Below are 23,886 nucleotides of genomic sequence, written 5' to 3'. Positions count from 1 at the left end.
GTTTTTTTATGAAGGTATCAATGAAATGAAATTAATGGCTAGAGGAACCGAACTTAACTTATCAACACCTCAAGTTATGGGGATTTTGAATGTCACTCCAGACTCTTTCTCTGATGGTGGCACTCATAATTCACTTAATGATGCAGTTGATCATGCAGCAAAATTGATCGCTGAAGGGGCTTCTATCATCGATATTGGTGGTGAGTCTACCAGACCTGGTGCAAGTGACGTCTCTATTGATGAAGAGTTACAGCGTGTTGTTCCTGTTGTTGAGGCTATTCGTCAGCGTTTTGATGTTTGGATCTCTGTTGATACATCTAAAGCTCAAGTCATTACTGAATCCGCAAATGTAGGTGCTTCAATTATCAATGATATTCGCTCATTACAAGAACCTGGCGCACTTGAAGCAGCCGCTAAAACAGGTTTGCCAGTGTGTATTATGCATATGCAGGGTGACCCTAAAACCATGCAACAGTCACCACATTATGAGAATGTGATGATGGATGTTGATCGTTTTTTACAAGAAAATATTCAACGTTGTGTTGATGCAGGTATCGAAAAAAATCAAATTATTCTTGATCCAGGATTCGGCTTTGGTAAAAATTTAGCGCATAATTACCAACTATTAGCACACCTAAGTGAATTTCATCACTTTGGTTTACCCATACTTGCCGGAATGTCACGCAAATCAATGGTTGGACAACTATTGAATGTACCACCACAAGAGCGTGTTGCTGGTAGCGTGGCATGCGCAGTCATTGCAGCGATGCAAGGCGCACAAATTATTCGTGTACACGATGTTAAAGAGACGGTTGATGCGATGAAAATCGTACAAGCGACTCTTTCTGCAAAGGAAAATAATGAATGAGCGAACGTAAATACTTTGGAACAGATGGTATCCGTGGAAAAGTAGGTGATAGTCCAATTACACCTGATTTTGTATTAAAACTGGGTTGGGCTGCGGGCAAAGTATTAGCACGTCATGGCTCTCGTAAAATCATTATTGGTAAAGATACACGTATCTCAGGCTATATGCTGGAATCTGCATTAGAAGCGGGTTTAGCAGCGGCAGGTTTATCCGCCTCATTTACAGGGCCAATGCCAACACCTGCTGTTGCTTATTTAACGCGTACATTCCGTGCTGAAGCAGGGATTGTTATTTCAGCTTCTCATAACCCTTATTACGATAACGGGATCAAATTCTTCTCTATTGATGGTACAAAATTACCAGATGAAGTAGAAGAAGCCATTGAAGCTGAAATGGAAAAGCCAATTACCTGTGTTGAATCAGCAGAGCTTGGTCGTGCAAATCGTATCGTGGATGCGGCAGGTCGTTATATTGAATTCTGTAAAGGGACTTTCCCAAATGAAAACAATCTTAATGGTCTAAAAGTGGTTGTCGATTGTGCTCATGGTGCAACATACCATATTGCACCAAACGTATTTCGTGAATTAGGTGCTGAAGTGATCACTATTGGCTGTGATCCAACGGGTATCAATATCAACGAAGAGTGTGGCGCAACAGATGTTCGTATGTTGCAAAAACGCGTCTTAGAAGAAGGCGCTGATGTTGGTTTAGCTTTTGATGGTGACGGCGACCGTATCATCATGGTTGACCATCAAGGCCTAAAAGTTGATGGTGACCAAATTCTCTACATTATTGCGAGAGAAGCGTTACGCCAAGGTCAATTACGCGGTGGTGCAGTTGGTACTCTAATGAGCAATATGGGATTAGAGATTGCACTTAAACAACTGGGTATTCCTTTTGTAAGAGCAAAAGTGGGCGACCGCTATGTGCTTGAAAAATTACAAGAGAAAGGCTGGCGTTTAGGTGCTGAAAACTCAGGCCACATTATTTTATTAGATAAAACGACTACAGGTGATGGTATTGTTGCAGGTTTACAAGTTTTAAGTGCAATGGTGCGTAACCATATGAGTCTGCATGATCTATGTAGTGGTATGAAACTATTACCACAAATTTTAGTGAATGTTCGCTTTACCGGTAGCCACGATCCGCTACAAACACCTGAAGTTCAGAAAGTCGCTAAAGCGGTTGAAGAAGAACTGGCTGGTAAAGGTCGTGTATTACTGCGTAAATCAGGAACAGAACCTTTAATTCGTGTCATGGTTGAAGGTGAAAATGAAGAGCAAGTCACTGCGATGGCAAATCGTATTGCTGACGCTGTGAAGCACGTTGGTTAATTGATGCTTTTTTCTTCAATCAATCACTTTGTAGAAAAATAACCTTGCTTGTCAGTTCAGCTTTGGTTAGTATTCACACCCGCTTAGTAAGGTCTTGAACTAAAGCGGGTGAAGCAATCGAAGGTTATCGTTAAGACGATAAGTTCCATAGAAAAGGTAACGCAAATGTATACGGCACTCATTGTTATTCTTATCATTGTAGCAACAGGGCTAGTTGGTCTGATCCTGTTACAGCAGGGTAAAGGTGCTGATATGGGCGCTTCTTTTGGTGCAGGTGCTTCTGGTACAGTATTTGGTTCAAGCGGTTCAGCTAACTTTATGACCCGTATGACCGCTGTTTTAGCGACAGCTTTTATTGTACTTGCCCTTATTTTAGGTAATCTAAGTGCCAATAAAACTGTGCGTGAAGACAGCAAATGGATGTCTATCGAGCAGACTACAGAAGAAGCTAAAAAAGCTGAGCAATTAGCAGCGCCTGTAGCGCCAGCAAATACAGATATTCCGCAGTAAACTAAGTAAAGATTTAAATGAGATTGTTAATTTTTACGCAGTAACAGTCTCATTAAGTGCCGAGGTGGTGAAATTGGTATACACGCTACCTTGAGGTGGTAGTGCCTATAAAACGGGCGTACGGGTTCAAGTCCCGTTCTCGGCACCATTATTCCAGATAGCTTGCGTTTTGCTTGTTATCAGCGTAAAATTTGCCACGTTTTTCGAACGCGGGGTGGAGCAGCTTGGTAGCTCGTCGGGCTCATAACCCGAAGGTCGTCGGTTCAAATCCGGCCCCCGCAACCACTTCTAACAATACAGCACTTTTCTCATTAATCATCTTGTTGAACCGATTATGATCCTGAGTGGAATGTGCCGTAAGAAGAGGTTATTCTCGAATGGCAAGTTACAGGGTCCAGTTGCATAAAGCCCCGAATTTCGGGGTTTTTTGTTATCAGAGAATAGAATACTGGGCTATAGGCCCTTTTTTTATGCCTTGGGGGTGGGTTTGTCCACATTAGAGCAAAAATTAACAGCGATGGTTTCAGCACCAGTAGAAGCATTAGGCTTTGAATTTGTCGGTCTTGAGTTTATTCGTGGCCGAGAATCAACATTGCGCATCTATATTGATAGTGAAGACGGTATCACTGTTGATGATTGTGCTGATGTTAGCCACCAGGTCAGTGCTGTGCTGGATGTTGAAGATCCAATTCAAACAGTTTATAACCTTGAGATTTCTTCTCCTGGTTTAGAACGACCTTTATTCACTGCAACGCATTATGAGCAATTTATCGGCGAAGAAGCCGCTATCGTATTACGAATTGCAATGCAAAACCGCCGTAAATGGCAGGGCATTATTAAGTCTGTCGCTGGCGAAATGATCACGGTTACTGTGGATGGTAAAGACGAAGTGTTCGCACTGAGCAACATCCAGAAAGCTAACCTGGTACCCCACTTTTAAGTTTTGAAGAGGCAACTAGGATGAACAAAGAGATTCTGGCTGTTGTGGAAGCGGTCTCTAACGAAAAATCTCTTCCTCGTGAAAAGATTTTTGAAGCACTGGAAACCGCACTAGCGACAGCAACTAAGAAAAAGTACGAGCAAGAAATTGACGTTCGTGTATGTATCGACCGTAAAACGGGTGACTTTGATACATTCCGTCGTTGGGTTGCCGTTGATGAAGTCACTCAACCTACTCGTGAAATCACACTTGAAGCTGCTCAATATGAAGATCCTAGTATTGAACTAGGTGGTTATATTGAAGATCAGATTGAATCTGTCACTTTCGACCGTATTACAACACAAACCGCTAAACAAGTTATCGTACAAAAAGTACGTGAAGCTGAAAGAGCAATGGTTGTTGATCAATTCCGCGAACAACTCGGCGAAATTATCACGGGTGTTGTGAAGAAAGTGAACCGTGAAAATATCACTTTAGACTTAGGCAACAACGCTGAAGCGGTTATTTTACGTGAAGATATGTTACCGCGTGAAAACTTCCGTCCAGGTGACCGTTTACGTGGTGTTTTATACGACGTACGTACAGAAACCCGTGGTGCACAACTTTTCGTGACACGCTCTCGCCCTGAAATGCTGGTTGAACTTTTCCGTATTGAAGTACCAGAAATTGGCGAAGAAATTATTGAAATTAAAGCTGCAGCGCGTGATCCAGGTTCTCGTGCCAAAATCGCAGTAAAAACTAACGACAAGCGTATTGACCCTGTGGGTGCTTGTGTTGGTATGCGTGGTGCGCGTGTACAAGCCGTTTCCAGTGAATTGGGCGGCGAGCGAATTGATATTGTTCTGTGGGATGATAATCCTGCACAATTCGTCATTAATGCAATGGCTCCGGCAGATGTTGCTTCTATTGTTGTCGATGAAGACAAATGTACAATGGATGTTGCAGTTGAAAGCAGTAACCTTGCACAGGCAATCGGCCGTAATGGTCAAAACGTTCGTCTGGCAGCACAGTTACTGAAAAAACATCGTGGTGATGACAAGTGGGAATTAAACGTCATGACTGCTGATGAACTGAATGCAAAACATCAGGCAGAAGCAAACGCAGCCATTGAAATATTTACTAAGCATCTCGACATTGATGAAGACTTCGCAACTGTTTTAGTTGAAGAAGGTTTCTCTACCCTTGAAGAGTTAGTTTATGTGCCAATCAGTGAACTGCTGGCTATTGACGGATTAGATGAAGATACCGTTGAAGCTCTACGTGAAAGAGCAAAAGCTGCACTAACAACGATTGAGTTGGCTCAAAAAGAAAGCCTAGGCGATAACCAGCCAGCCGAGGACTTATTAGCTCTCGAAGGATTGGAGCGCTCTTTAGCATTTGATCTAGCTGCCCGTGGTATCTGCACACTGGAAGATCTTGCCGAACAGGGTATCGACGACCTAACTGATATTGAAGGTTTAAATAGTGAGCGCGCAGGCGAACTCATTATGGCCGCACGTAATATCTGCTGGTTTGGGAATGATGCGTAACAACTGAGCAGGAAGGAACAGAATGACAGATGAAACAGTAAAATCACTGGCAGAAGAGATTCAGACACCGGTTGAACGTTTGGTACAGCAGTTTGCTGATGCCGGTATTAAGAAGACCGTCTCTGATTCTGTCTCCCAAAAAGAGAAAGAAACCTTACTGGCTTGGTTGAATCGTGATAAAGACGTATCAACCAACCAACCAGAAAAATTAACGTTACAACGCAAAGTGCGTAGTACGTTAAGTGTTCCTGGTACAGGTGGCAAAAGTAAATCAGTAGCCATCGAAGTCCGCAAAAAACGCACTTATGTGAACCGTGACGCCGTTGAAAAAGCGCAAGCGGATGAGCAAGCTCAGCGTGAAGCGGAAGAAAAGGCGCATCGCGAAGCCGAAGAAAAAGCCCAGCGCGAAGCACAAGAGAAAGCACAGCGCGAAGCTGAAGAAAAAGCAAAACGTGAAGCTGAAAAGGCGAAGAAAGACGCCGAAGAAAAAGCGAAACGTGAAGCTGAAGAAGCAAAACGTGAAGCAGCGGAATTAGCTAAGCGCGAAGCAGCGGAAAAAGATAAAGTGAAACAAAACGATAAACCAAAAGCTGATAAAGCAGCAGATCAGGAAAAAGCACGTCGCAATGCTGAACAGGCTGAACTGAAGCGTAAAACGGAAGAAACACAGCGCCGTAAAGCGGAAGAAGAAGCACGAGTTGCAGCAGAAAAAGCACGTCGTTTAGCTGAAGAAAATGCTGAAAAATGGACTGCTGAACCTAAAGCGCCAGAAACTGAAGGCTCAGACTATCATGTAACAACATCACGTTATGCTCGTGATGCAGAAGATGAAAGTGATGCTGAGGTTGAAGGTGGTCGCGGTCGTGGTCGCAACGCTAAGGCTCCTCGTCCTAAGAAAAACAACCGCCATTCTGAAAAAGCAGATCGTGAAGAAGCACGTGCTGCTGGCCGTACTAACAAGAAAGGTAAACGTAAAGGTAGCTCATTACAGCAAGGCTTCAATAAGCCAGCTGCTGTTGTAAACCGTGATGTTATCATCGGTGAGACTATTTCTGTTGCCGAACTTGCTAACAAAATGGCAGTAAAAGGGTCTGAAGTTATCAAAACTATGATGAAAATGGGTGCTATGGCGACCATTAATCAGGTTTTAGACCAAGAAACTGCACAGCTTGTTGCTGAAGAAATGGGCCATAAAGTTATCTTACGTCGTGAAAACGAGTTAGAAGAACAAGTCATGAGCGATCGTGATACTGGCGAAGAAAGCGCAGTATCTCGTGCACCAGTTGTAACTATCATGGGTCACGTTGACCACGGTAAAACATCATTACTGGACTACATTCGTTCAACGAAAGTAGCATCAGGCGAAGCGGGTGGTATCACCCAGCATATCGGTGCTTACCACGTTAAGACTGACAAAGGTGAAATCACCTTCCTAGATACTCCAGGTCACGCCGCGTTTACTTCAATGCGTGCTCGTGGTGCTCAGGTAACGGATATCGTTGTTCTGGTTGTTGCGGCAGATGATGGTGTAATGCCACAAACTATCGAAGCAATCCAACACGCAAAAGCGGCAAACGTACCCGTTGTTGTTGCAGTGAACAAAATTGATAAACACGAAGCTGATCCAGATCGCGTTAAAACTGAATTGTCTCAATATGGCATCTTGCCAGAAGAGTGGGGCGGCGAAACTCAGTTTATGCACGTATCTGCAAAACAAGGTTTAGGTATTGACGAACTGCTGGATGCTATTCTTTTACAAGCTGAAGTTCTTGAACTGAAAGCAGTTAAAGAAGGTATGGCAAGCGGTGTTGTTATCGAATCTTACCTTGATAAAGGCCGTGGCCCAGTTGCTACTATTCTTGTTCGTGAAGGTACACTGAATAAAGGTGACATCGTTCTGTGTGGTTTCGAATACGGTCGTATTCGTGCGATGCGTAACGAATTAGGTCAAGACGTTCAATCTGCTGGTCCATCAATGCCAGTTGAGATCTTAGGTCTGTCTAACGTTCCTTCTGCGGGTGATGAAGCAACGGTTGTTCGTGACGAGAAGAAAGCGCGTGAAGTTGCATTATACCGTCAAGGTAAATTCCGCGATGTTAAACTGGCTCGTCAGCAGAAATCTAAACTGGAAAACATGTTCGCTAACATGGAAGAAGGTAAAACTTCTGAACTGAACATCGTTCTGAAAACAGACGTTCAAGGTACTTGTGAAGCGATTACTGATGCCTTAGTTAAACTGTCTACTAATGAAGTTAAACTGAAAATCATCGGTTCAGGCGTAGGTGGTATCACCGAAACTGACGCAACATTAGCAGCGGCTTCTAACGCAATCATTCTTGGCTTTAACGTTCGTGCTGATGCATCTGCTCGCCGTATCATTGAACAAGAAAGCGTTGATTTACGTTACTACTCTGTTATCTATAGCCTGATTGACGAAATCAAACTGGCAATGAGCGGTATGTTGGCACCTGAATATAAACAAGAAATCATGGGTCTTGCAGAAGTCCGTGATGTGTTTAAATCACCTAAATTCGGCGCGATTGCGGGCTGTATGGTGGTTGAAGGTAACATCAAACGTAATAACCCAATTCGTGTTCTACGTGATAACGTGGTTATCTATGAAGGCGAACTTGAGTCACTGCGTCGCTTTAAAGATGATGTCAACGAAGTACGTAACGGCATGGAATGTGGTATCGGTGTGAAAAACTACAACGATGTTCGTGTTGGCGACATGATTGAAGTCTTCCAAGTTATCGAAATCAAACGTTCTATTGATTAATTTAGTCCGTTTTGTTTTAAAAGGGAGCTCAAGGGCTCCCTTCTTATTCCTTTCTTTGCTGTATTCTCCTTTTATTTCCTCTCCATTTTTCAACATAACCGAAATAGATTGCCTTTCAGTAATTTATGAAAGTGAAATAACAGGGTAAAATAGCACCAAAGAAACATTTTATTTCTAAAGAAAGAAATCAGAGAAAGCGGTTGTTAAATATCACTTCATGTATACTCTTTAGATATCATTGATTTTAGATTTGAATTAACAATGACAATCAGGGCGATACCCTATTGTCAGGGAGAGATAAAATGGCAAGAGATTTTAGCCGTAGTCAGCGTGTTTCTCAGGAAATGCAAAAAGAAATCGCCATCATTTTACAACGTGAAGTCAAAGATCCACGTATTGGAATGGCAACGGTTTCTGGCGTTGAAATTTCTCGTGATTTGGCTTATGCCAAAGTATTTGTCACCTTTTTAAACTTATCAGGTGGTGAAAAAAGCGAAGAAGAGATGGTTGCAGAGGGTTTAACTGCACTTAATGAAGCCGCTGGTTTTATTCGTTCTTTATTAGGTAAAGCGATGCGTTTACGTATTGTGCCTGAACTGACATTTGCTTATGACAACTCATTAGTTGAAGGTATGCGTATGTCTAACTTAGTTTCTAACGTCGTTAAAAGCGATGAAGAGCGTCGTCATAAAGAGGATAAATAATGGGGCGTCGTCGTAAGGGGCGTGAGATTAACGGCGTATTGCTACTCGATAAACCCCAAGATATTTCCTCTAACGATGCACTCCAAAAAGTCCGCCGTATGTTTAATGCCAGTAAGGCTGGGCATACAGGGGCATTGGATCCTTTAGCAACAGGTATGCTCCCTATTTGTTTAGGTGAAGCAACAAAATTTTCACAGTTTCTATTGGATTCTGATAAGCGTTATCGTGTTATTGCACGTTTAGGGCAACGAACAGATACCTCCGATGCACATGGTGAGGTTATTCAAGAACGCCCAGTACAATTTACACAGCAGGCTTTAGATGACGCCTTAGAGAGTTTTCGCGGTGAAACATTGCAAATCCCTTCAATGTACTCCGCTTTAAAACATCAAGGTAAACCGCTTTACGAATACGCTCGACAAGGTATTGAGGTTGAGCGTGAAGCAAGACCCATCACGGTTTATGAACTTCAGTTTATTCGCTGGGAAGGTGATGAGCTAGAGCTAGAAATTCATTGTTCTAAAGGTACTTACATTCGAACAATTATTGATGATCTTGGTGAGAAATTACAATGTGGTGCTCACGTTATTTTCTTACGTCGATTAGAAGTCGCAGATTATCCTAAAGAGCGAATGGTCACATTAGAGCAATTAAGAGCGATGATAGAGAATGCACAAGCTGCTCAAGAAGATCCTTTCTTAGCACTTGATGCACTGTTATTACCTATGGATACCGCTGTTGCACATTTTCCTGTTGTGAATTTGACCACGATTATTGCGGGTTATCTCAAGCTGGGGCAACCTGTTCGTGTTAATCATGACATCAATGAAGGCGAATGGGTAAGAGTAACTGAAGGCGATGAAAAAAAATTCATTGGTCTTGCTATCATTAAAGATGGCCTAGTTGCTCCGAAAAGAGTGGTTGTAGACTATAGCGCACAAGATAACACTTAATAGCAATCTTGCGCTAAAAGTGTTTGAAGCGTAGAATAATGCGGCTATCTGTTTAGGTGGCTGAGTTGGATAGCTGAATTAGAGATTGGCTATCTGAAAATTTTACTTAATTTGGAGTTTATTATGTCTCTAAGTACTGAAGCGAAAGCACAAATCGTTGCTGAATTTGGTCGTGATGCTAACGATACTGGCTCAAGCGAAGTTCAGATTGCACTGCTGACTGCAGAAATCAACCACCTGCAAGGTCACTTTTCAGAGCACAAAAAAGATCACCACAGCCGTCGTGGTCTGCTGCGTAAAGTTTCCAGCCGTCGTAATCTGCTGGACTACCTGAAACGTAAAGATGTTGCTCGTTACTCTGCACTGATTGAACGTTTAGGTCTGCGTCGCTAATCAAGCGAGTTTCAGTGGAAAGGGGCCTGTTGGCCCCTTTTCTACTAAAAAGTGCTATTTTTAATATTAGTCGTTATGTTTTAATGTGGTGATTGTTATTTAATCTCTCTAGTTACGACAATTCGCGCGGCTAATGAAAGTATTTATCATTAAATGGTTAATATTTTCATTAGTCGCGAGGGGACGTAGCGGAGAAAAGATCATTCATCGTCGCTAAACATCTGGCGACAATAAGATAAAGGATATTATTTTGCTGAATCCTACAGTTCGTAAATTTCAATACGGTCAACATACTGTTTCGTTAGAAACAGGCATGATGGCTCGTCAAGCAACAGCCGCTGTTATGGTTGACATGGACGGCACTGCTGTTTTTGTTACCGTTGTTGCAAAGAAAAAAGTTAAAGCTGGACAAGATTTCTTCCCATTAACTGTTAACTACCAAGAGCGTTCATACGCTGCTGGCCGTATCCCAGGTAGCTTCTTCCGTCGTGAAGGTCGTCCTGGTGAAGGCGAAACGTTGATTGCACGTTTAATTGACCGCCCTTTACGCCCATTATTCCCAGAAGGTTTCTTAAACGAAATTCAAATCGTTGCTACCGTTGTTTCAGTTAACCCACAAGTTAACCCAGATATCGTTGCAATGATTGGTGCTTCTGCGGCATTAGCGCTGTCAGGTGTTCCATTTAATGGTCCTATCGGTGGTGCGCGTGTTGGTTTTATCGATGGACAATATGTTCTAAACCCAACTGTTGATGAGCTGAAAGTTAGCAAATTAGACTTAGTGGTTGCAGGTACTGCGGGTGCGGTACTGATGGTAGAATCAGAAGCTGATTTATTATCAGAAGAAGAAATGTTAGGTGCAGTAGTATTTGGTCATGATCAACAACAAGTCGTGATCGAAAACATCAATGCATTAGTTGCAGAAGTTGGTAAAGAGAAATGGGATTGGGCGCCAGAAGCCATCAACCAAACTTTACATGACCGTATTGCACAATTAGCACAAGCTCGCATTGGTGATGCTTACCGTATCACTGAGAAACAAGAGCGTTATGAACAAATCGAAGCTATCCGTGATGAAGTTATTGCGACGTTAGTAGCTGAAGATGAAACTTTAGATGAAGCTGAAATCAGCGAAATCTTCTCAGGTCTTGAGAAAAACATCGTTCGTGCTCGCGTATTAGCTGGCGAACCACGTATTGATGGCCGTGAAAAAGACATGGTACGTGCATTAGACATTCGCACTGGCTTATTACCACGTACTCACGGTTCAGCACTGTTTACTCGTGGTGAAACTCAGGCTCTGGTAACTGCAACATTAGGTACTGCGCGTGATGCTCAAACTATTGATGACATCATGGGTGAGCACACTGATACATTCTTGCTGCACTATAACTTCCCTCCATACTCTGTTGGTGAAACAGGCATGATGGGTTCACCAAAACGTCGCGAAATCGGTCATGGCCGTTTAGCAAAACGTGGTGTGTTAGCAGTAATGCCAACAATTGAAGAATTCCCATATACCGTTCGTGTGGTTTCTGAAATCACTGAATCAAATGGTTCATCTTCAATGGCATCTGTTTGCGGTGCTTCTTTAGCACTGATGGATGCAGGTGTACCAATTAAAGAATCTGTTGCAGGTATTGCAATGGGTCTAGTAAAAGAAGGCGACAACTTTGTTGTTCTTTCCGATATTCTGGGTGATGAAGACCATTTAGGCGATATGGACTTTAAAGTTGCGGGTAGCCGTAACGGTGTCAGCGCATTACAGATGGATATCAAAATCGAAGGTATCACTCGTGAAATCATGCAAGTTGCATTAAACCAAGCGAAAAGCGCACGTCTACACATTTTAGGCGTAATGGAAGATGCAATTAGCCAACCTCGTGCTGATATTTCTGAATTCGCACCGCGCATTCACACTATCAAAATTAATCCAGACAAGATCAAAGACGTTATCGGTAAAGGCGGCTCTGTTATCCGTGCATTAACGGAAGAAACTGGCACAACTATCGAAATCGAAGATGATGGTACAGTGAAGATTGCTGCAACAAGTGGCGATCAAGCAAAACAAGCTATCGCTCGTATCGAAGAAATTACTGCTGAAGTTGAAGTGGGTCGTATCTACAACGGTAAAGTAACTCGTATTGTAGATTTCGGTGCATTCGTTGCTATCGGTGGCGGCAAAGAAGGTCTGGTTCATATTTCTCAAATCGCAGACAAACGCGTTGAGAAAGTGAGTGACTACTTGGAAATGGGTCAAGAAGTTCCAGTTAAAGTACTGGAAATTGACCGTCAAGGCCGTATTCGCTTAAGCATGAAAGAAGCTCAAGCTAATCAGCAGGAAGCAACAGAAACTTCTTCTGAAGATTCTGCGAATTAATGATATTCTACTACCGATATCTAGACATAGGTATCGGTAGAGACTTATTATGATTGACAAGTAGGACGTCTAGAACGCTTTTTGTTGAAAGGTCTGACTTTGGGAGTGAGAAATGAAAACATTTCTGCGCAGTTGTTCTATTGCTGTTTTCATCTTTATTTCCGGATGCAGCACTAGTCCAGAGTGGCGTCAGAATGCGATTTTTGCCACACCATTGCAGCCTTCTTTACAACAAGAAGTGATATTGGCTCGTATAGAACAAATCTTAGCGAGCCGCTCATTAACTGAAGATGAATACGCACAGCTTTTATATGAGCGTGGTGTGCTGTATGATAGTCTCGGTTTACGAGCTTTAGCGCGCAATGATTTTTCAATGGCGCTATCAATACGACCAGATATGCTAGAAATTTTTAATTTTCTAGGTATCTATTTTACGCAGGCAGCGAATTACGATGCTGCTTATGAAGCGTTTGATTCTGTTTTAGAGCTTGATCCAACTTACAATAATGCGCGTTTTAATCGTGGTATCGCTTCGTACTACGGTGGCCGATTGAAATTGGCGCAGGATGATCTGCAGGCGTTTTATCAGGTCGATCCAAATGATCCCATTCGTTCGCTTTGGTTATATCTTGTAGAAAAAGAGATAAACACTGATTTGGCTAAACAACAGCTAAAACAGCGATACCAGCAGGCGGATAAAACGGGGCAATGGGGATGGAATATAGTTGAGTTTTATTTAGGCGATATTAATGAGAAAACATTAATGTTGAAACTAAATGAGGCTTCAACCGATAACACTTCGCTCGCTGAGCATCTTAGTGAAACTAACTTCTATTTAGGTAAGTATTACCTAAGTCTGGGGGACATGGATAGCGCAGAAGCGTTATTCAAGCTGACGGTTGCCAACAACGCACATAACTTTGTTGAGCACCGCTACGCATTGTTGGAATTAGCACTGTTAGGCCAACAAGAAGACCTAGCGGAATCGGACCAGCAATAGCTGACGAACATTTCTCTGATCAGTTTGAAAGCCATCATCTACATAGGATGAGGGCTTGTTTGTTCGTTTAATAATATAATTTGAGCCAGTTCACATTTTAGATGATAAAGACCGACAAACCATGCGGTATGTTATGTCAACTGGCTGCCATAATGAATGAGGCACAGTGACATGACTACTGAAACCGATATGACTTTTGCTGATCTAGGTTTATCAGCACCTATTTTGACTGCACTGAATGACTTAGGCTACGAGAAGCCTTCTCCAATTCAGCAACAATGTATTCCTTTCCTTTTAAACGGCAATGATGTTTTAGGTATGGCACAGACAGGTAGTGGTAAAACTGCCGCATTTAGCCTGCCTTTATTACACAATCTTGATGAATCATTAAAAGCACCACAAATTTTAGTTTTAGCACCTACTCGTGAACTTGCGGTTCAGGTTGCTGAAGCAATTGAAGATTTTTCTAAACACTTACCAAAAGTAAATGTTGTTGCACTGTATGGTGGTCAGCGTTACGACGTGCAATTACGCGCGTTACGTCAAGGTCCACAAGTTGTTGTGGGTACACCAGGTCGTTTATTAGACCATTTAAACCGTGGCACATTAGATTTATCTAAACTGAAGGGCTTAGTATTAGATGAAGCTGATGAAATGTTACGTATGGGCTTTATTGAAGATGTTGAAAACATTTTAAGTAAGATCCCAGCAGAACACCAAACTGCACTGTTCTCTGCAACAATGCCAGAAGCAATTCGTCGTATTACACGTCGCTTTATGAATGATCCTAAAGAAGTGCGCATTCAAAGTAGCGTAACGACACGTCCAGACATTAGTCAAAGCTATTGGATGACATTCGGCGCACGTAAAAATGAAGCGTTAATTCGTTTCTTAGAAGCTGAAGATTTTGATGCGGCAATTATTTTCGTTCGTACTAAAAACGCAACATTAGAAGTTGCTGAAGCTTTAGAGCGTAACGGCTATAACAGCGCAGCGTTAAATGGTGATATGAACCAATCACTGCGTGAGCAAACATTAGAGCGTCTGAAAAATGGTCGTTTAGATATTTTAATTGCAACTGACGTTGCTGCTCGTGGTCTTGACGTTGACCGTATCAGCCTTGTTGTGAACTATGATATCCCAATGGATTCAGAATCTTATGTTCACCGTATTGGTCGTACTGGTCGTGCGGGTCGTGCTGGCCGTGCAATTTTATTCGTTGATAACCGTGAGCGTCGTTTACTGCGCAATATCGAACGTACAATGAAGATGACTATTCCTGAAGTAGAACTGCCAAATGCAGAGCTTATCAGCCAACGTCGTCAGGAAAAATTTGCACAGCAAATCGCACAACAATTAGAAACTAGCAACCTTGACCAATACCGTGCTCTGTTACCTAAATTAGCTCCACAAGGTGAAGAAGCGCTGGATATGGAAACACTGGCTGCGGTATTACTGAAAATGGCTCAAGGTGAGCGTGCACTTATTCTGCCACCAGATCCAGTTCGTCGTCCTCGTCGTGAATTTAACGATCGTGACGATCGTCGTGGTGATGATCGCCGTCGCGGTGATAACGATCGCGAGCGTTCTCCTCGTCGTGAACGTCGTGATGCTGGCGAGATGGATTTATACCGTATCGAAGTGGGTCGTGATGATGGTGTTGAAGTGCGTCATATCGTTGGTGCGATTGCTAACGAAGGCGATATCAGTAGCCGTTACATTGGTAATATCAAACTGTATGGTTCTCACTCAACCATCGAATTACCAAAAGGTATGCCAACAGATTTATTAAGCCATTTCACACGTACGCGTATTATGAACAAACCACTGAATATGCAATTAGTGGGTGATGCTCAATCTCAGCCTTTCCGTGAGCGTCGTAATAACAGCCGTCGTGATGGTCAGCCACAAGGTGGTCGTCGTTTTAACAATGGTGATCAACCACAACGTCGTGGTAATAACGACCGTGGTGGTGAGCGTAGCAACGATCGTGGTGGCGAGCGCGGTAACTTCCGCAGTCGTAACAACGAAGGTACACCACGCCGCCGTAGCAGCTCTCATAACCAATAAGAGTTGGTAATTAACTTAATTTTTAATTGAGTTGATGACAAAAAAATAAAACCAGTCAATGAAAGTTGACTGGTTTTTTTATCATTTGATTAGTAATATAAAATTTATTACGACACATTTCTGTCAATATAAACAATAGGAAAGCTTATTCAAGTAAATCGGTTAGATTTACGTGCAGATTTTAATTTATAACAAATTAGCTTAAGCCAATCGCTTCTTTTAATGGCTTTAAATATCGACGGCTGACAGGAATTTGGCTGTTATTGTGTAATATCAACTCCGCTTGCCCATTATCGCCAAAAACAATCTCATTAACATAATCCATATTCACTAAATATTGGCGATGGCAACGGACCAGCTGTGTCCGTGTTTCTAACGTGCGTAATGTTAATTCTGTAAAGCCTTCTTGACCTTGATTATTGGTTACATAAACCCCACTGAGCCTTGATGTGGCAAATACCGCTTCATCAATGGGCATTAACCAAATACGGCTATGACCTGTACAAGGAATACACTTTAAACGTTCTTCAGGAGGCGTTAAGAGATCAATATTCTGCTTATTACCTTGGCGTAAACGGTTTAATGTTTTTGTTAGGCGTTCTTGCTCTAAAGGTTTGAGTAGATAATCAAAGGCGTGCTCTTCAAAGGCTTGGATTGCATACTCTTCAAATGCGGTTAAAAAGACGATATACGGGCGATGTTCAGGATCAAGCATTGTGACCATTTCAAGCCCTGTAATGCGTGGCATTTGAATATCAAGAAAGACGACATCGGGTTTCTTACGGTGTATCTCTCCTATGGCTTCAATTGCATTACTGCATTCACCAACAATATGAATATCCTTTTCGACTTCAAGTAAACAACGTAAATTTTCACGAGCTAACGGCTCATCGTCAACGATTAATATATTCATTGTTATGCAACGTTATCCATGCTTTTTTCTAGGGGTAAGCAAATTTTCACCTTTGTATATTCATCAGCTTGGCATTCCACTAAAACACCATAAAGTTCGCCATAGCGTAATTTTAATCGCTTATCCACCAGCCTCATTCCTAACCCTAATTCATGAGAAGGGCATTGGGGTTGATAAAGCCCCGCATTATCACAGATTTCAATAATGATTAAATGGTGCTCTTGGTGTGCTCTAATTGTAATCTTTCCTGTATCTAATAACTGTGATGTTCCATGTTTAATTGCATTTTCGACCATTGGTTGAAGCGAAAAAGCAGGCAAACGGGCATTAGCTAGGCTTTCAGGAATTTGAATATCAATCTGTAATCGTTCCTGAAAACGGGCTTTTTCGATTTGCAAATATGCATTCACATGTTCAATTTCATCACTTAATGTCACAACTGCTTCAGGTCTTTTTAAATTTTTACGAAAGAAAGCAGAGAGAAATTGCACTAATTGCTTTGCTTGTTCGCTATCTCGTCGAATAACTGCTTGTAGTGTATTTAATGCGTTAAAAAGAAAGTGGGGATTCACTTGCGCATGGAGAAGTTTAATCTCTGACTCTAAAAGAGATTGCTTATTTCGCTCATATTGTCCAGCCAGAATTTGTGCAGATAATAGACTTGCAATCCCTTCACCTAGGGTTCGGTTAATAGAACTAAATAGGCGATTTTTAGCTTCATAAAGTTTTATTGTGCCAATGACTTGGTTATTTTCGCCTCTTAATGGAATAACTAAGGTTGAGCCAAGTTTGCAATGGGGTGAAAGCGTACAACGGTAAGGTGTTTCATTACCATCTGCATAAACAACTTCATTATTATTGATGGCTTGTTTGGATTGTTCTGATGAAATAGGTGTACCCGGTAAATGATGATCAGCGCCAATACCAATAAAGGCGAGGAGTTTTTCTCTATCTGTAATCGCAACAGCACTGACTCTTAGTTCTTGATAAATGACTTTTGCCACTCGAGTGCTATTATCTTGATTAAACCCTTTACGCAAAATACCTTCGGTGCAAACGGCAATTTTTAATGCTTGAGCTGAAAATGCACTGGTATATTTTTCAAATATTGCCCGTCTATCTTGTAATATTCGAATAAACATCGCCGCACCAACGGTATTTGCGACAATCATTGGGGCAGCAATATCTTTCACTAAGGCAAGCGCTTCATTAAATGGGCGAGCTAATAATAAGATAATGCTCATCTGTATTATTTCGGCAAAGAAAGTCACAGCTGCTGCGGTCCATGGATTAAATATGCGGTGCATTTGCCCGCGTTTGACGTAATAACGGTGAACTAATCCGCCAATTAATCCCTCTACAATAGTAGACACCATACAGCTAAATGCGGTCATACCGCCCAGAGAATAACGGTGTAAGCCTCCCGTAAAACCGACAAGGAAGCCGACATAAGGGCCACCTAGTAATCCGCCTAATACCGAACCAATGGCACGCGTATTGGCAATAGAATCATTAATATGTAGCCCAAAATAGGTGCCCATAATACAAAAAATAGAGAAAATGACGTAGCACATCAACTTATGCGGAAGCTTTATCGTGACCTGTAGAAGTGGCGTAAATAAAGGTGTTTTGCTTAAAAACCAAGCAATGATTAAATAAACGCACATTTGCTGTAATAACAGCAAAATAAGATCAAATTCGTACATAAGTATCGAGTACCGTTCTCTTCTTTATCTGATAAATATAAAAATACCAGATAAAACAGGGCTATTAATGAGGCGATAAAGTTTGATATAAGAATAACTTAATCGCACTTTCAAAGAAAATATTCCTTTGCGTCAGTGATCTGGCGCACAAAATTCTTAAAGAAATTCTGAGTTATTGTGTAATATAACTCCGTCAGTGAGTGTTCTACTTCACTATTAAGGTCTAATCGTTATATGAAAAAAAGAGCCATCTATCTTATTTTATTAATGCTAATACTAATTGCATTAGCCATACTTTTCCGCGCGCATAATCAATATTTATTACTGCAAGGCGAAGTGGATGCACCGGAAGTGATTGTCGCCTCTAAAGCCAAAGGCCGTGTGATTGAGCGTCATATAGAGCGAGGTGATGATGTAAAAGCGGGGCAATTGATGATCACATTAGAAAGCCCCGAACTCAATGCGCAAGTTGCTGCACTTGAAGCCGCTAAAGCACAAGCACAAGCTCAATTAGATTTGTCATTACATGGCACAAGAGAAGAGAGTATTCGTAACCTAGAAGCCGTGTTATCTCAAGCAAAAGTGGAAGCTGCAAATTCAGCAAGAGATTATCAGCGTATCAGTGCTGTGGCGAATAAAGGCTATGTATCAGCGACAGAACTTGATAATGCACGCCGTAGCCGTGATGTTGCTTCACAACGTGTAAGAGCCGCGCAAGCTGAGCTTGATGAAGCCCAAAATGGTGATCGTATTGAATTACGCCACAAATATACGGCGGCGGTGCAACAAGCAGAACAACAACTTATTGAGTTGAAGATCCAACAAAACGATCTACAAGTTAAAGCGCCAGTGGATGGAGAAGTTGGTCCTATTCCTGCGGAAATTGGTGAGCTTTTTAACGCGAATAGCCCACTTGCTACACTGATCCGAATTCCTGATGCTTATTTTGTTTATAACCTCCGCGAAGATATCTTAGCGGATATACGTAAAGGTGATCGCATTACTATCACGGTTCCCGCATTAGGCAATAAAGAAGTAGAAGCTGAAATTCGCTATATCGCCCCAATGGGCGACTACGCAACAAAAAGAGCAACAAGAGCAACAGGTGATTTCGATTTAAAAACATTTGAAATCCGACTGTATCCTGTTACGCCAATTGAAGGGCTACGTCCTGGTATGAGCGCATTATGGCGCTGGGATAAATAAGGACGAATAATGAGAGTAAAGGCAGCTTGGCGTGGCTTTAGTAGCGCATTTTCACGAGAAACTCATATGGCAGTTCGTAGCCCCGTTTTTCACTGGCTAAGCTGGCTGTTTCCATTGATGTTGTTTACGTTAATTAGTGCTAACTTTTCTGAAGGCACATTGCTGAACTTGCCTGTTTCCGTGATTAATAATGACAATAGTCCATTATCAAGGACCCTGATTAGAGACCTAAATGCAGGCTCTCATGCACAATTAAATACGCTAGATGGTAATCCTCGCACAGCAATGGAGCGATTAGGTAGCGCAAAAGATTACGCGATACTGACCATCCCTCGACACTTTGAAAGTAAGGTATTAGCAGGAAAGCAACCTACCACACGGATGTATTACAACGGATTGTATTATGCGGCGGGGAGTTATGCGATTCAGGACTTTAGCGGACTCATTGTAGAGCTTAATGCGCAATATCGCACTGTTTTAGCGCAAGAGATGAATAAGCCCGTTCCACCATTGGCAAAAGTTACGCTCTCTTATGACAGTTTGTTTAATGCCAGCGGGAGTTATATTTATTACCAGCAATTTGCGGCTACGATCCATATGCTCCAACTGTTCGTCGTGACTTGTACTATTTATTCTTTGTCACGAGGAAATATGCTCCTGAATATTAAGCCTTTTACTTTTGCGCTTATTGGGAAGCTTACACCTTATACGCTGTTTTTCTTAACCTTATTAATTGTCGAACTCGCGGCATTAGTGCATTTTTCAGGGGCAAAGGTGAACGGTAATCCGCTATACATGGTGTTAGTGGGATTCTTCTATATTATTGCAGCTCAAAGTGTGGGGTTGCTGCTCTTTGCGTTTACCAATAGTGCGATAACGGCATACAGTATGATAGGTATGTTGGTGAGTATCGCATTGGCATTTTCAGGCATGGCTGTGCCCGAGCTTTCGATGATATTGCCTGCAAGGATCATCTCTAACTTAGAACCATTAACGCACGCCTTAAATGCGATGTTTGATATCTTCTTAAGAGAAGTATCACTACAAGGCATTTTATATGTGTGTTCACTTTTGCTGATTTATCCTTTTGCTATCGCCTTTTTAGTTCGTAAACGTATTTTTAAACGATTGGAATTACAGGTAGGTGTTGCATGATGCAAATGTATTTCCAAACCTTCAAGCGTGTTCTATTGGGTATGTTAGAAAAACCCATGTGGATGTTACTTATTGTTTCTCTGTGCATTATGAGTTTGGTTTATGCCAAGCCTGTACTGTGGGATCTTCCTGTGGCTGTTATCAATCAAGATCACAGTCCCGCAAGTTATTCACTGATCCGCGCATTAAACTCCACACCAAAATTAAGCATCAAGAATTACGATAATTTAGATGAAGCCCGCCACGATATGATTATGCGAGAGTTATTTGCCATTATTATTGTTCCAACCGATTTTGAGAAAAAACTACTCAATGGTAAAGATGTTACTGTGCCTGTATTTGGTGATGCGACAAACCGTCTGGCTAGCGGGCAAATTCAACAAGAGTTGATGTTGGCTTATCAGCAGTTATTAGATGCTTACAATGGACGTATTTTGAGAAATGCAGGCTTTAGTGTTGAACAATCAAAAATCCTATTAAAGCCTATTCAAGGCGAAACCATTGCGATGTATAACCCCGGGGTAAGTTTTGCTGCGATTATTTTTCCTGGCTTATTAGTGATGCTATTACAGCACTCACTTCTAATAGCTTGTGTCCGCGTCAGTATCGCGGTGAGAAGTACCCCGAAAGGAAAGCCACCTTTAGCGGTTTATCTAGGGGCATTATCTGCACTTATTCCGATTTGGTTATTTTTATCTGCGGTATTCTTTGCATTGTGGCCGTGGGTATTGGGTTACCGCCAGGAAGCGCCGCTTTACCAGATTTGGATGCTGACTTTCCCATTCTTATTGGCGGTCTTAGGGTTAGGTAAGTTAATTACAGAATGCTTACGCAGTGTTGAGATGATTTATCTGACACTAGCCTTTGTGACAACACCAGTGTTCTATATTTCTGGCACAATCTGGCCATTACAAGCAATGCCAGATTGGGTATTTGCCATTTCATCTGCATTACCTTCTACATGGGCTGTAAACGCCATGGCGGGAATTAACCAAATGGGGCTGTCATTCCAAAGTATATTGGGTGATATCGTGATGATGCTCGTTTTAGGCGTGATTTATACGGTATTAGGTGTGCTGGTGGGTATGCTACGTAATGGTGAGTTAAGACATATTACGCATCAGTTTAAGCATTGGTTACATCATCGTGGTGAGTCAAAATAAAAAGCCCTTAAGGGCTTTTATTTATCAATATTGTAGATCTTATCTTTACTAATAATATTTACTATGTGGTGGCAACAATCCATTGATAATTTTCTTGGTTCCCATTTTGAAATATCTATTAATGAAAGACCGTGGTAACTCCAAGGAATAATACCGCTTACACCACATCCATAATGATTTAATTGATCTATAAATGTTTTGTTAAGTGTATCATATATCTTTACTTCACCAATTCTAATCCTGCCAACTTACGCCAATAACCATTACAGTCATGATGATGAATCGTTGTAAGAGGTTGTTGACCTTGCTCATTTTGGCGAAATTGTTGCAAGGTATCAAAAATAGCGTCAGATTCAGGTGAAAGGCGAATAATATCCACTAAACCTGCCATTGAAGCTTGATCGTTACCCAAGTTATAGCAATAACCACTTTGTGTTTGAATGCCATTAAGCACAAACACTCGCTGATTTTCTTGTGATAATACTTCACGGCCTTGAGGGTATTTTTGACAACAGGTTTCACAATCATCTTTAGAGCGATTTTCAGAACGCGCAGTAAAACAACGTGCTGAATAAGCGAGAGGAAGATGCCCATAAGCCAATACTTCAACTTCAAACTTATTGCGAATGCCTAATTTTTCACATTGATTTAAAAGATTATTTAACCACTCGCGAGAAAGCTCAACAGGCATACACCAACGCATCATGCCTTGTTTATGCAACAAACGTAGTGCATAAGCGTTGTAGCAGTTAAGCCCGTGGCCTGCAACAAAAGGAAGATTGCGCTCGTAAAGCATATTAATCACGCCAAAATCATGTGCTTCAACTAAAAACTCACCGTTATCAACCAGCTTAGCAATTTCTTTCAATTCAGAAGGTGCTTGTAATAACGCTAAGGTAGAAAGAACCACTTGTTTGCCACTTTTAGCGACTTCTTTGGCGAGGTTTATCCAATCTTGAGGTTTGGTTTCTCGGCGTTTACTGCAAACAGTTTCGCCTAAATAAATAATATCAGCGTCGCATTGTTTTGCTTTTTCGTAGAACGCTTCAAGTGTCTCTTTTTGCCAATAATAAAGTACAGATCCTAATGCATATTTCATTTTTGTATCCTTATTATTGCCATTTACGGTGATAAGCACCCAGTGTTGTTTGTGTTCCTTCTGAAATCTTTCCTAGCGCGTTCATCCAACGTGGATTAGTACTAAAACCTTGAGGATCTTTCTTACATTGATCAATGGCTGCACGCCAAACTCTCGCCACTTCTGTCACATAGGCAGGGCTACGTTGACGACCTTCAATTTTAACTGACGCAATATTCATCGCCATTAATTCAGGTAAGAGTGAAAGAGTATTGAGGCTCGTAGGCTCTTCTAATGCGTGATAACAGTGATCATCAACAAAATAGCGACCTTTACACAGTGTTGGGTAGCCTGCATTTTCATCAGGTGAATAGCGGTCTATCAAGACATCATTAAGGCGAGATTCCATCCCTTGTGGTGTTTGTTGCCAACGTACAAAACGTGCAGGAGAGCAAGCACCTACCGTATTTGGCGATTCACCTGTTAAATAAGAAGAGAGATAGCATCTACCTTCAGCCATAATACATAAACTGCCAAAGGCAAAAACTTCTAAAGGTACAGGGCTAGTTTGTGCTAATTGTTTGACTTGATGAATAGATAGAACACGAGGAAGAACAATACGAGCCACATCGAAGTTACGTTGATAAAACTCAATAGCTTGTGTATTGGTTGCTGAGGCTTGTACTGAAACATGACGTTCAATATGAGGATAACGCTCTGCAGCGTACTCTAACATGGCGATATCCGCCAAGATAAGAGCATCAGCCCCTAAAGATGCCGCCATATCAACGGCTTTTTGCCAGCGTTCAAATCCATCAGGGTGAGCAAAGGTGTTTATTGCAATATGCAATTTTCGCTGGTGGCGATGAACATAATTAACCGCTTCTTGTAACTTCTTTTCTGTGAAATTTAAACCAGCAAAATGTCTTGCATTAGTATCATCTTTTAAGCCGATATAAACGGCATCCGCACCATTATCTATGGCCGCTTTTAAGGCAGGTAAATTACCCGCTGGGCACAGCAATTCCATCTTCACTTCCCTTTAGAAATTAAGAATGATCAGAAATTGTAATGAGCAGGATAAAAAAAGGTTTTGATTTAGGGCAGAGAACTTCGTTTTTTGCTTAAGTAAAATCAAAGAACACAAAATGTGAGCAACGGATTAACCGAATATTGATATAGGATCGCAGAATATCTGTCTATAT

General features: G+C 41.7%; 19 protein-coding genes and 2 tRNA genes. 17 read left to right on the top strand and 4 right to left on the bottom strand.

The annotated features are described in order from the left end of the window. Window positions 1-25: 25 nt before the first annotated feature. The 14 genes from folP (at window position 26) to JEP71_RS12905 (ending at window position 15,460) form a co-directional block, all read left to right on the top strand. Window positions 26-868 (top strand): dihydropteroate synthase, encoded by an 843-nt coding sequence (gene folP, locus JEP71_RS12970; protein WP_198620215.1) that lies wholly within the window; start codon window positions 26-28, stop codon window positions 866-868. After that, on the top strand, window positions 865-2,202 hold the full coding sequence (glmM, locus tag JEP71_RS12965) for a phosphoglucosamine mutase (RefSeq protein WP_088493982.1): 1,338 nt from the start codon (window positions 865-867) through the stop codon (window positions 2,200-2,202). The genes folP and glmM overlap by 4 nt, the downstream gene beginning before the upstream one ends. Before the next feature lie 165 nt (window positions 2,203-2,367). Further along, window positions 2,368-2,712 (top strand): preprotein translocase subunit SecG, encoded by a 345-nt coding sequence (secG, locus tag JEP71_RS12960; RefSeq protein WP_036914692.1) that lies wholly within the window; start codon window positions 2,368-2,370, stop codon window positions 2,710-2,712. Between the two features lie 58 nt (window positions 2,713-2,770). After that, window positions 2,771-2,860: transfer RNA gene (locus JEP71_RS12955), tRNA-Leu, on the top strand. Window positions 2,861-2,920: 60 nt separating this feature from the next. Then, window positions 2,921-2,997: transfer RNA gene (locus tag JEP71_RS12950), tRNA-Met, on the top strand. 202 nt (window positions 2,998-3,199) lie between these two features. Further along, complete coding sequence (gene rimP, locus JEP71_RS12945) at window positions 3,200-3,652, top strand: ribosome maturation factor RimP (protein ID WP_036914691.1); 453 nt, start codon at window positions 3,200-3,202, stop codon at window positions 3,650-3,652. A 20-nt stretch (window positions 3,653-3,672) separates the two neighbouring features. Continuing rightward, entirely contained in the window at window positions 3,673-5,181 is a 1,509-nt protein-coding gene (gene nusA / locus JEP71_RS12940) for a transcription termination factor NusA (RefSeq protein ID WP_006535691.1), read from the top strand. A gap of 22 nt (window positions 5,182-5,203) precedes the next feature. Then, window positions 5,204-7,960: a translation initiation factor IF-2 gene (infB, locus tag JEP71_RS12935; RefSeq protein WP_196533553.1), complete on the top strand. Its 2,757-nt coding sequence runs from the start codon at window positions 5,204-5,206 to the stop codon at window positions 7,958-7,960. 302 nt (window positions 7,961-8,262) lie between these two features. Further along, entirely contained in the window at window positions 8,263-8,664 is a 402-nt protein-coding gene (gene rbfA / locus JEP71_RS12930; RefSeq protein ID WP_006535687.1) for a 30S ribosome-binding factor RbfA, read from the top strand. After that, window positions 8,664-9,617, top strand: coding sequence for a tRNA pseudouridine(55) synthase TruB (truB, locus tag JEP71_RS12925; protein ID WP_198620213.1), 954 nt, complete (start codon window positions 8,664-8,666; stop codon window positions 9,615-9,617). Before rbfA ends, truB begins: the two co-directional genes overlap by 1 nt. Window positions 9,618-9,740: 123 nt before the next feature. Continuing rightward, on the top strand, window positions 9,741-10,010 hold the full coding sequence (rpsO, locus tag JEP71_RS12920) for a 30S ribosomal protein S15 (RefSeq protein WP_023583571.1): 270 nt from the start codon (window positions 9,741-9,743) through the stop codon (window positions 10,008-10,010). Between the two features lie 250 nt (window positions 10,011-10,260). Next, on the top strand, window positions 10,261-12,390 hold the full coding sequence (pnp, locus tag JEP71_RS12915) for a polyribonucleotide nucleotidyltransferase (RefSeq protein ID WP_109419174.1): 2,130 nt from the start codon (window positions 10,261-10,263) through the stop codon (window positions 12,388-12,390). A gap of 112 nt (window positions 12,391-12,502) precedes the next feature. Beyond that, complete coding sequence (gene nlpI, locus JEP71_RS12910) at window positions 12,503-13,390, top strand: lipoprotein NlpI (RefSeq protein ID WP_098941350.1); 888 nt, start codon at window positions 12,503-12,505, stop codon at window positions 13,388-13,390. A gap of 171 nt (window positions 13,391-13,561) precedes the next feature. Next, the gene (locus JEP71_RS12905; protein ID WP_160229903.1) at window positions 13,562-15,460 is read left to right on the top strand and encodes a DEAD/DEAH family ATP-dependent RNA helicase; all 1,899 of its coding nucleotides are present in this window, start codon (window positions 13,562-13,564) and stop codon (window positions 15,458-15,460) included. A 196-nt stretch (window positions 15,461-15,656) separates the two neighbouring features. Here the strand turns inward: JEP71_RS12905 and btsR are convergent, their stop codons facing one another. Together btsR and JEP71_RS12895 are read right to left on the bottom strand one after the other, a co-directional pair. Continuing rightward, window positions 15,657-16,373: a two-component system response regulator BtsR gene (gene btsR, locus JEP71_RS12900; RefSeq protein ID WP_109372676.1), complete on the bottom strand. Its 717-nt coding sequence runs from the start codon at window positions 16,371-16,373 to the stop codon at window positions 15,657-15,659. Window positions 16,374-16,375: 2 nt separating this feature from the next. Further along, window positions 16,376-18,079, bottom strand: a complete 1,704-nt coding sequence (locus JEP71_RS12895; protein ID WP_109372675.1) for a sensor histidine kinase — start codon at window positions 18,077-18,079, stop codon at window positions 16,376-16,378. A 234-nt stretch (window positions 18,080-18,313) separates the two neighbouring features. Here JEP71_RS12895 and JEP71_RS12890 point away from each other — a divergent pair, with 234 nt between their 5' ends. From JEP71_RS12890 to JEP71_RS12880, 3 genes are read left to right on the top strand one after another with little or no spacing between them, the layout of a single operon-like run. Next, window positions 18,314-19,285, top strand: coding sequence for an HlyD family secretion protein (locus JEP71_RS12890; protein ID WP_198620212.1), 972 nt, complete (start codon window positions 18,314-18,316; stop codon window positions 19,283-19,285). 9 nt (window positions 19,286-19,294) lie between these two features. Beyond that, window positions 19,295-20,440: an ABC transporter permease gene (locus tag JEP71_RS12885; protein WP_198626351.1), complete on the top strand. Its 1,146-nt coding sequence runs from the start codon at window positions 19,295-19,297 to the stop codon at window positions 20,438-20,440. Further along, entirely contained in the window at window positions 20,440-21,603 is a 1,164-nt protein-coding gene (locus tag JEP71_RS12880) for an ABC transporter permease (protein WP_196533589.1), read from the top strand. Before JEP71_RS12885 ends, JEP71_RS12880 begins: the two co-directional genes overlap by 1 nt. A 220-nt stretch (window positions 21,604-21,823) precedes the next feature. Here JEP71_RS12880 and JEP71_RS12875 read toward each other — a convergent pair whose 3' ends face one another. Together JEP71_RS12875 and ubiU are read right to left on the bottom strand one after the other, a co-directional pair. After that, window positions 21,824-22,702, bottom strand: coding sequence for a U32 family peptidase (locus JEP71_RS12875; protein ID WP_198620211.1), 879 nt, complete (start codon window positions 22,700-22,702; stop codon window positions 21,824-21,826). 13 nt (window positions 22,703-22,715) lie between these two features. Continuing rightward, window positions 22,716-23,711: a ubiquinone anaerobic biosynthesis protein UbiU gene (gene ubiU / locus JEP71_RS12870; protein WP_088493968.1), complete on the bottom strand. Its 996-nt coding sequence runs from the start codon at window positions 23,709-23,711 to the stop codon at window positions 22,716-22,718. Between the last annotated feature and the right edge of the window lie 175 nt (window positions 23,712-23,886).

Source organism: Proteus sp. PR00224 (assembly GCF_016238105.1).
Lineage (GTDB): Bacteria > Pseudomonadota > Gammaproteobacteria > Enterobacterales > Enterobacteriaceae > Proteus.
The sequence above is the reverse complement of the archived record's forward strand: the minus strand, read 5'-3'. Positions and strand labels throughout refer to the sequence as shown.

Excerpts from the sequence above, each read along its gene's own strand:
- folP (WP_198620215.1), top strand. The coding sequence starts at position 26 with ATGAAATTAATGGCTAGAGGAACCGAACTTAACTTATCAACACCTCAA.
- glmM (WP_088493982.1), top strand. The coding sequence starts at position 865 with ATGAGCGAACGTAAATACTTTGGAACAGATGGTATCCGTGGAAAAGTA.
- secG (WP_036914692.1), top strand. The coding sequence starts at position 2,368 with ATGTATACGGCACTCATTGTTATTCTTATCATTGTAGCAACAGGGCTA.
- nusA (WP_006535691.1), top strand. The coding sequence starts at position 3,673 with ATGAACAAAGAGATTCTGGCTGTTGTGGAAGCGGTCTCTAACGAAAAA.
- infB (WP_196533553.1), top strand. The coding sequence starts at position 5,204 with ATGACAGATGAAACAGTAAAATCACTGGCAGAAGAGATTCAGACACCG.
- rbfA (WP_006535687.1), top strand. The coding sequence starts at position 8,263 with ATGGCAAGAGATTTTAGCCGTAGTCAGCGTGTTTCTCAGGAAATGCAA.
- truB (WP_198620213.1), top strand. The coding sequence starts at position 8,664 with ATGGGGCGTCGTCGTAAGGGGCGTGAGATTAACGGCGTATTGCTACTC.
- rpsO (WP_023583571.1), top strand. The coding sequence starts at position 9,741 with ATGTCTCTAAGTACTGAAGCGAAAGCACAAATCGTTGCTGAATTTGGT.
- nlpI (WP_098941350.1), top strand. The coding sequence starts at position 12,503 with ATGAAAACATTTCTGCGCAGTTGTTCTATTGCTGTTTTCATCTTTATT.
- JEP71_RS12905 (WP_160229903.1), top strand. The coding sequence starts at position 13,562 with ATGACTACTGAAACCGATATGACTTTTGCTGATCTAGGTTTATCAGCA.
- btsR (WP_109372676.1), bottom strand. The coding sequence starts at position 16,373 with ATGAATATATTAATCGTTGACGATGAGCCGTTAGCTCGTGAAAATTTA.
- JEP71_RS12895 (WP_109372675.1), bottom strand. The coding sequence starts at position 18,079 with ATGTACGAATTTGATCTTATTTTGCTGTTATTACAGCAAATGTGCGTT.
- JEP71_RS12890 (WP_198620212.1), top strand. The coding sequence starts at position 18,314 with ATGAAAAAAAGAGCCATCTATCTTATTTTATTAATGCTAATACTAATT.
- JEP71_RS12885 (WP_198626351.1), top strand. The coding sequence starts at position 19,295 with ATGAGAGTAAAGGCAGCTTGGCGTGGCTTTAGTAGCGCATTTTCACGA.
- JEP71_RS12880 (WP_196533589.1), top strand. The coding sequence starts at position 20,440 with ATGCAAATGTATTTCCAAACCTTCAAGCGTGTTCTATTGGGTATGTTA.
- JEP71_RS12875 (WP_198620211.1), bottom strand. The coding sequence starts at position 22,702 with ATGAAATATGCATTAGGATCTGTACTTTATTATTGGCAAAAAGAGACA.
- ubiU (WP_088493968.1), bottom strand. The coding sequence starts at position 23,711 with ATGGAATTGCTGTGCCCAGCGGGTAATTTACCTGCCTTAAAAGCGGCC.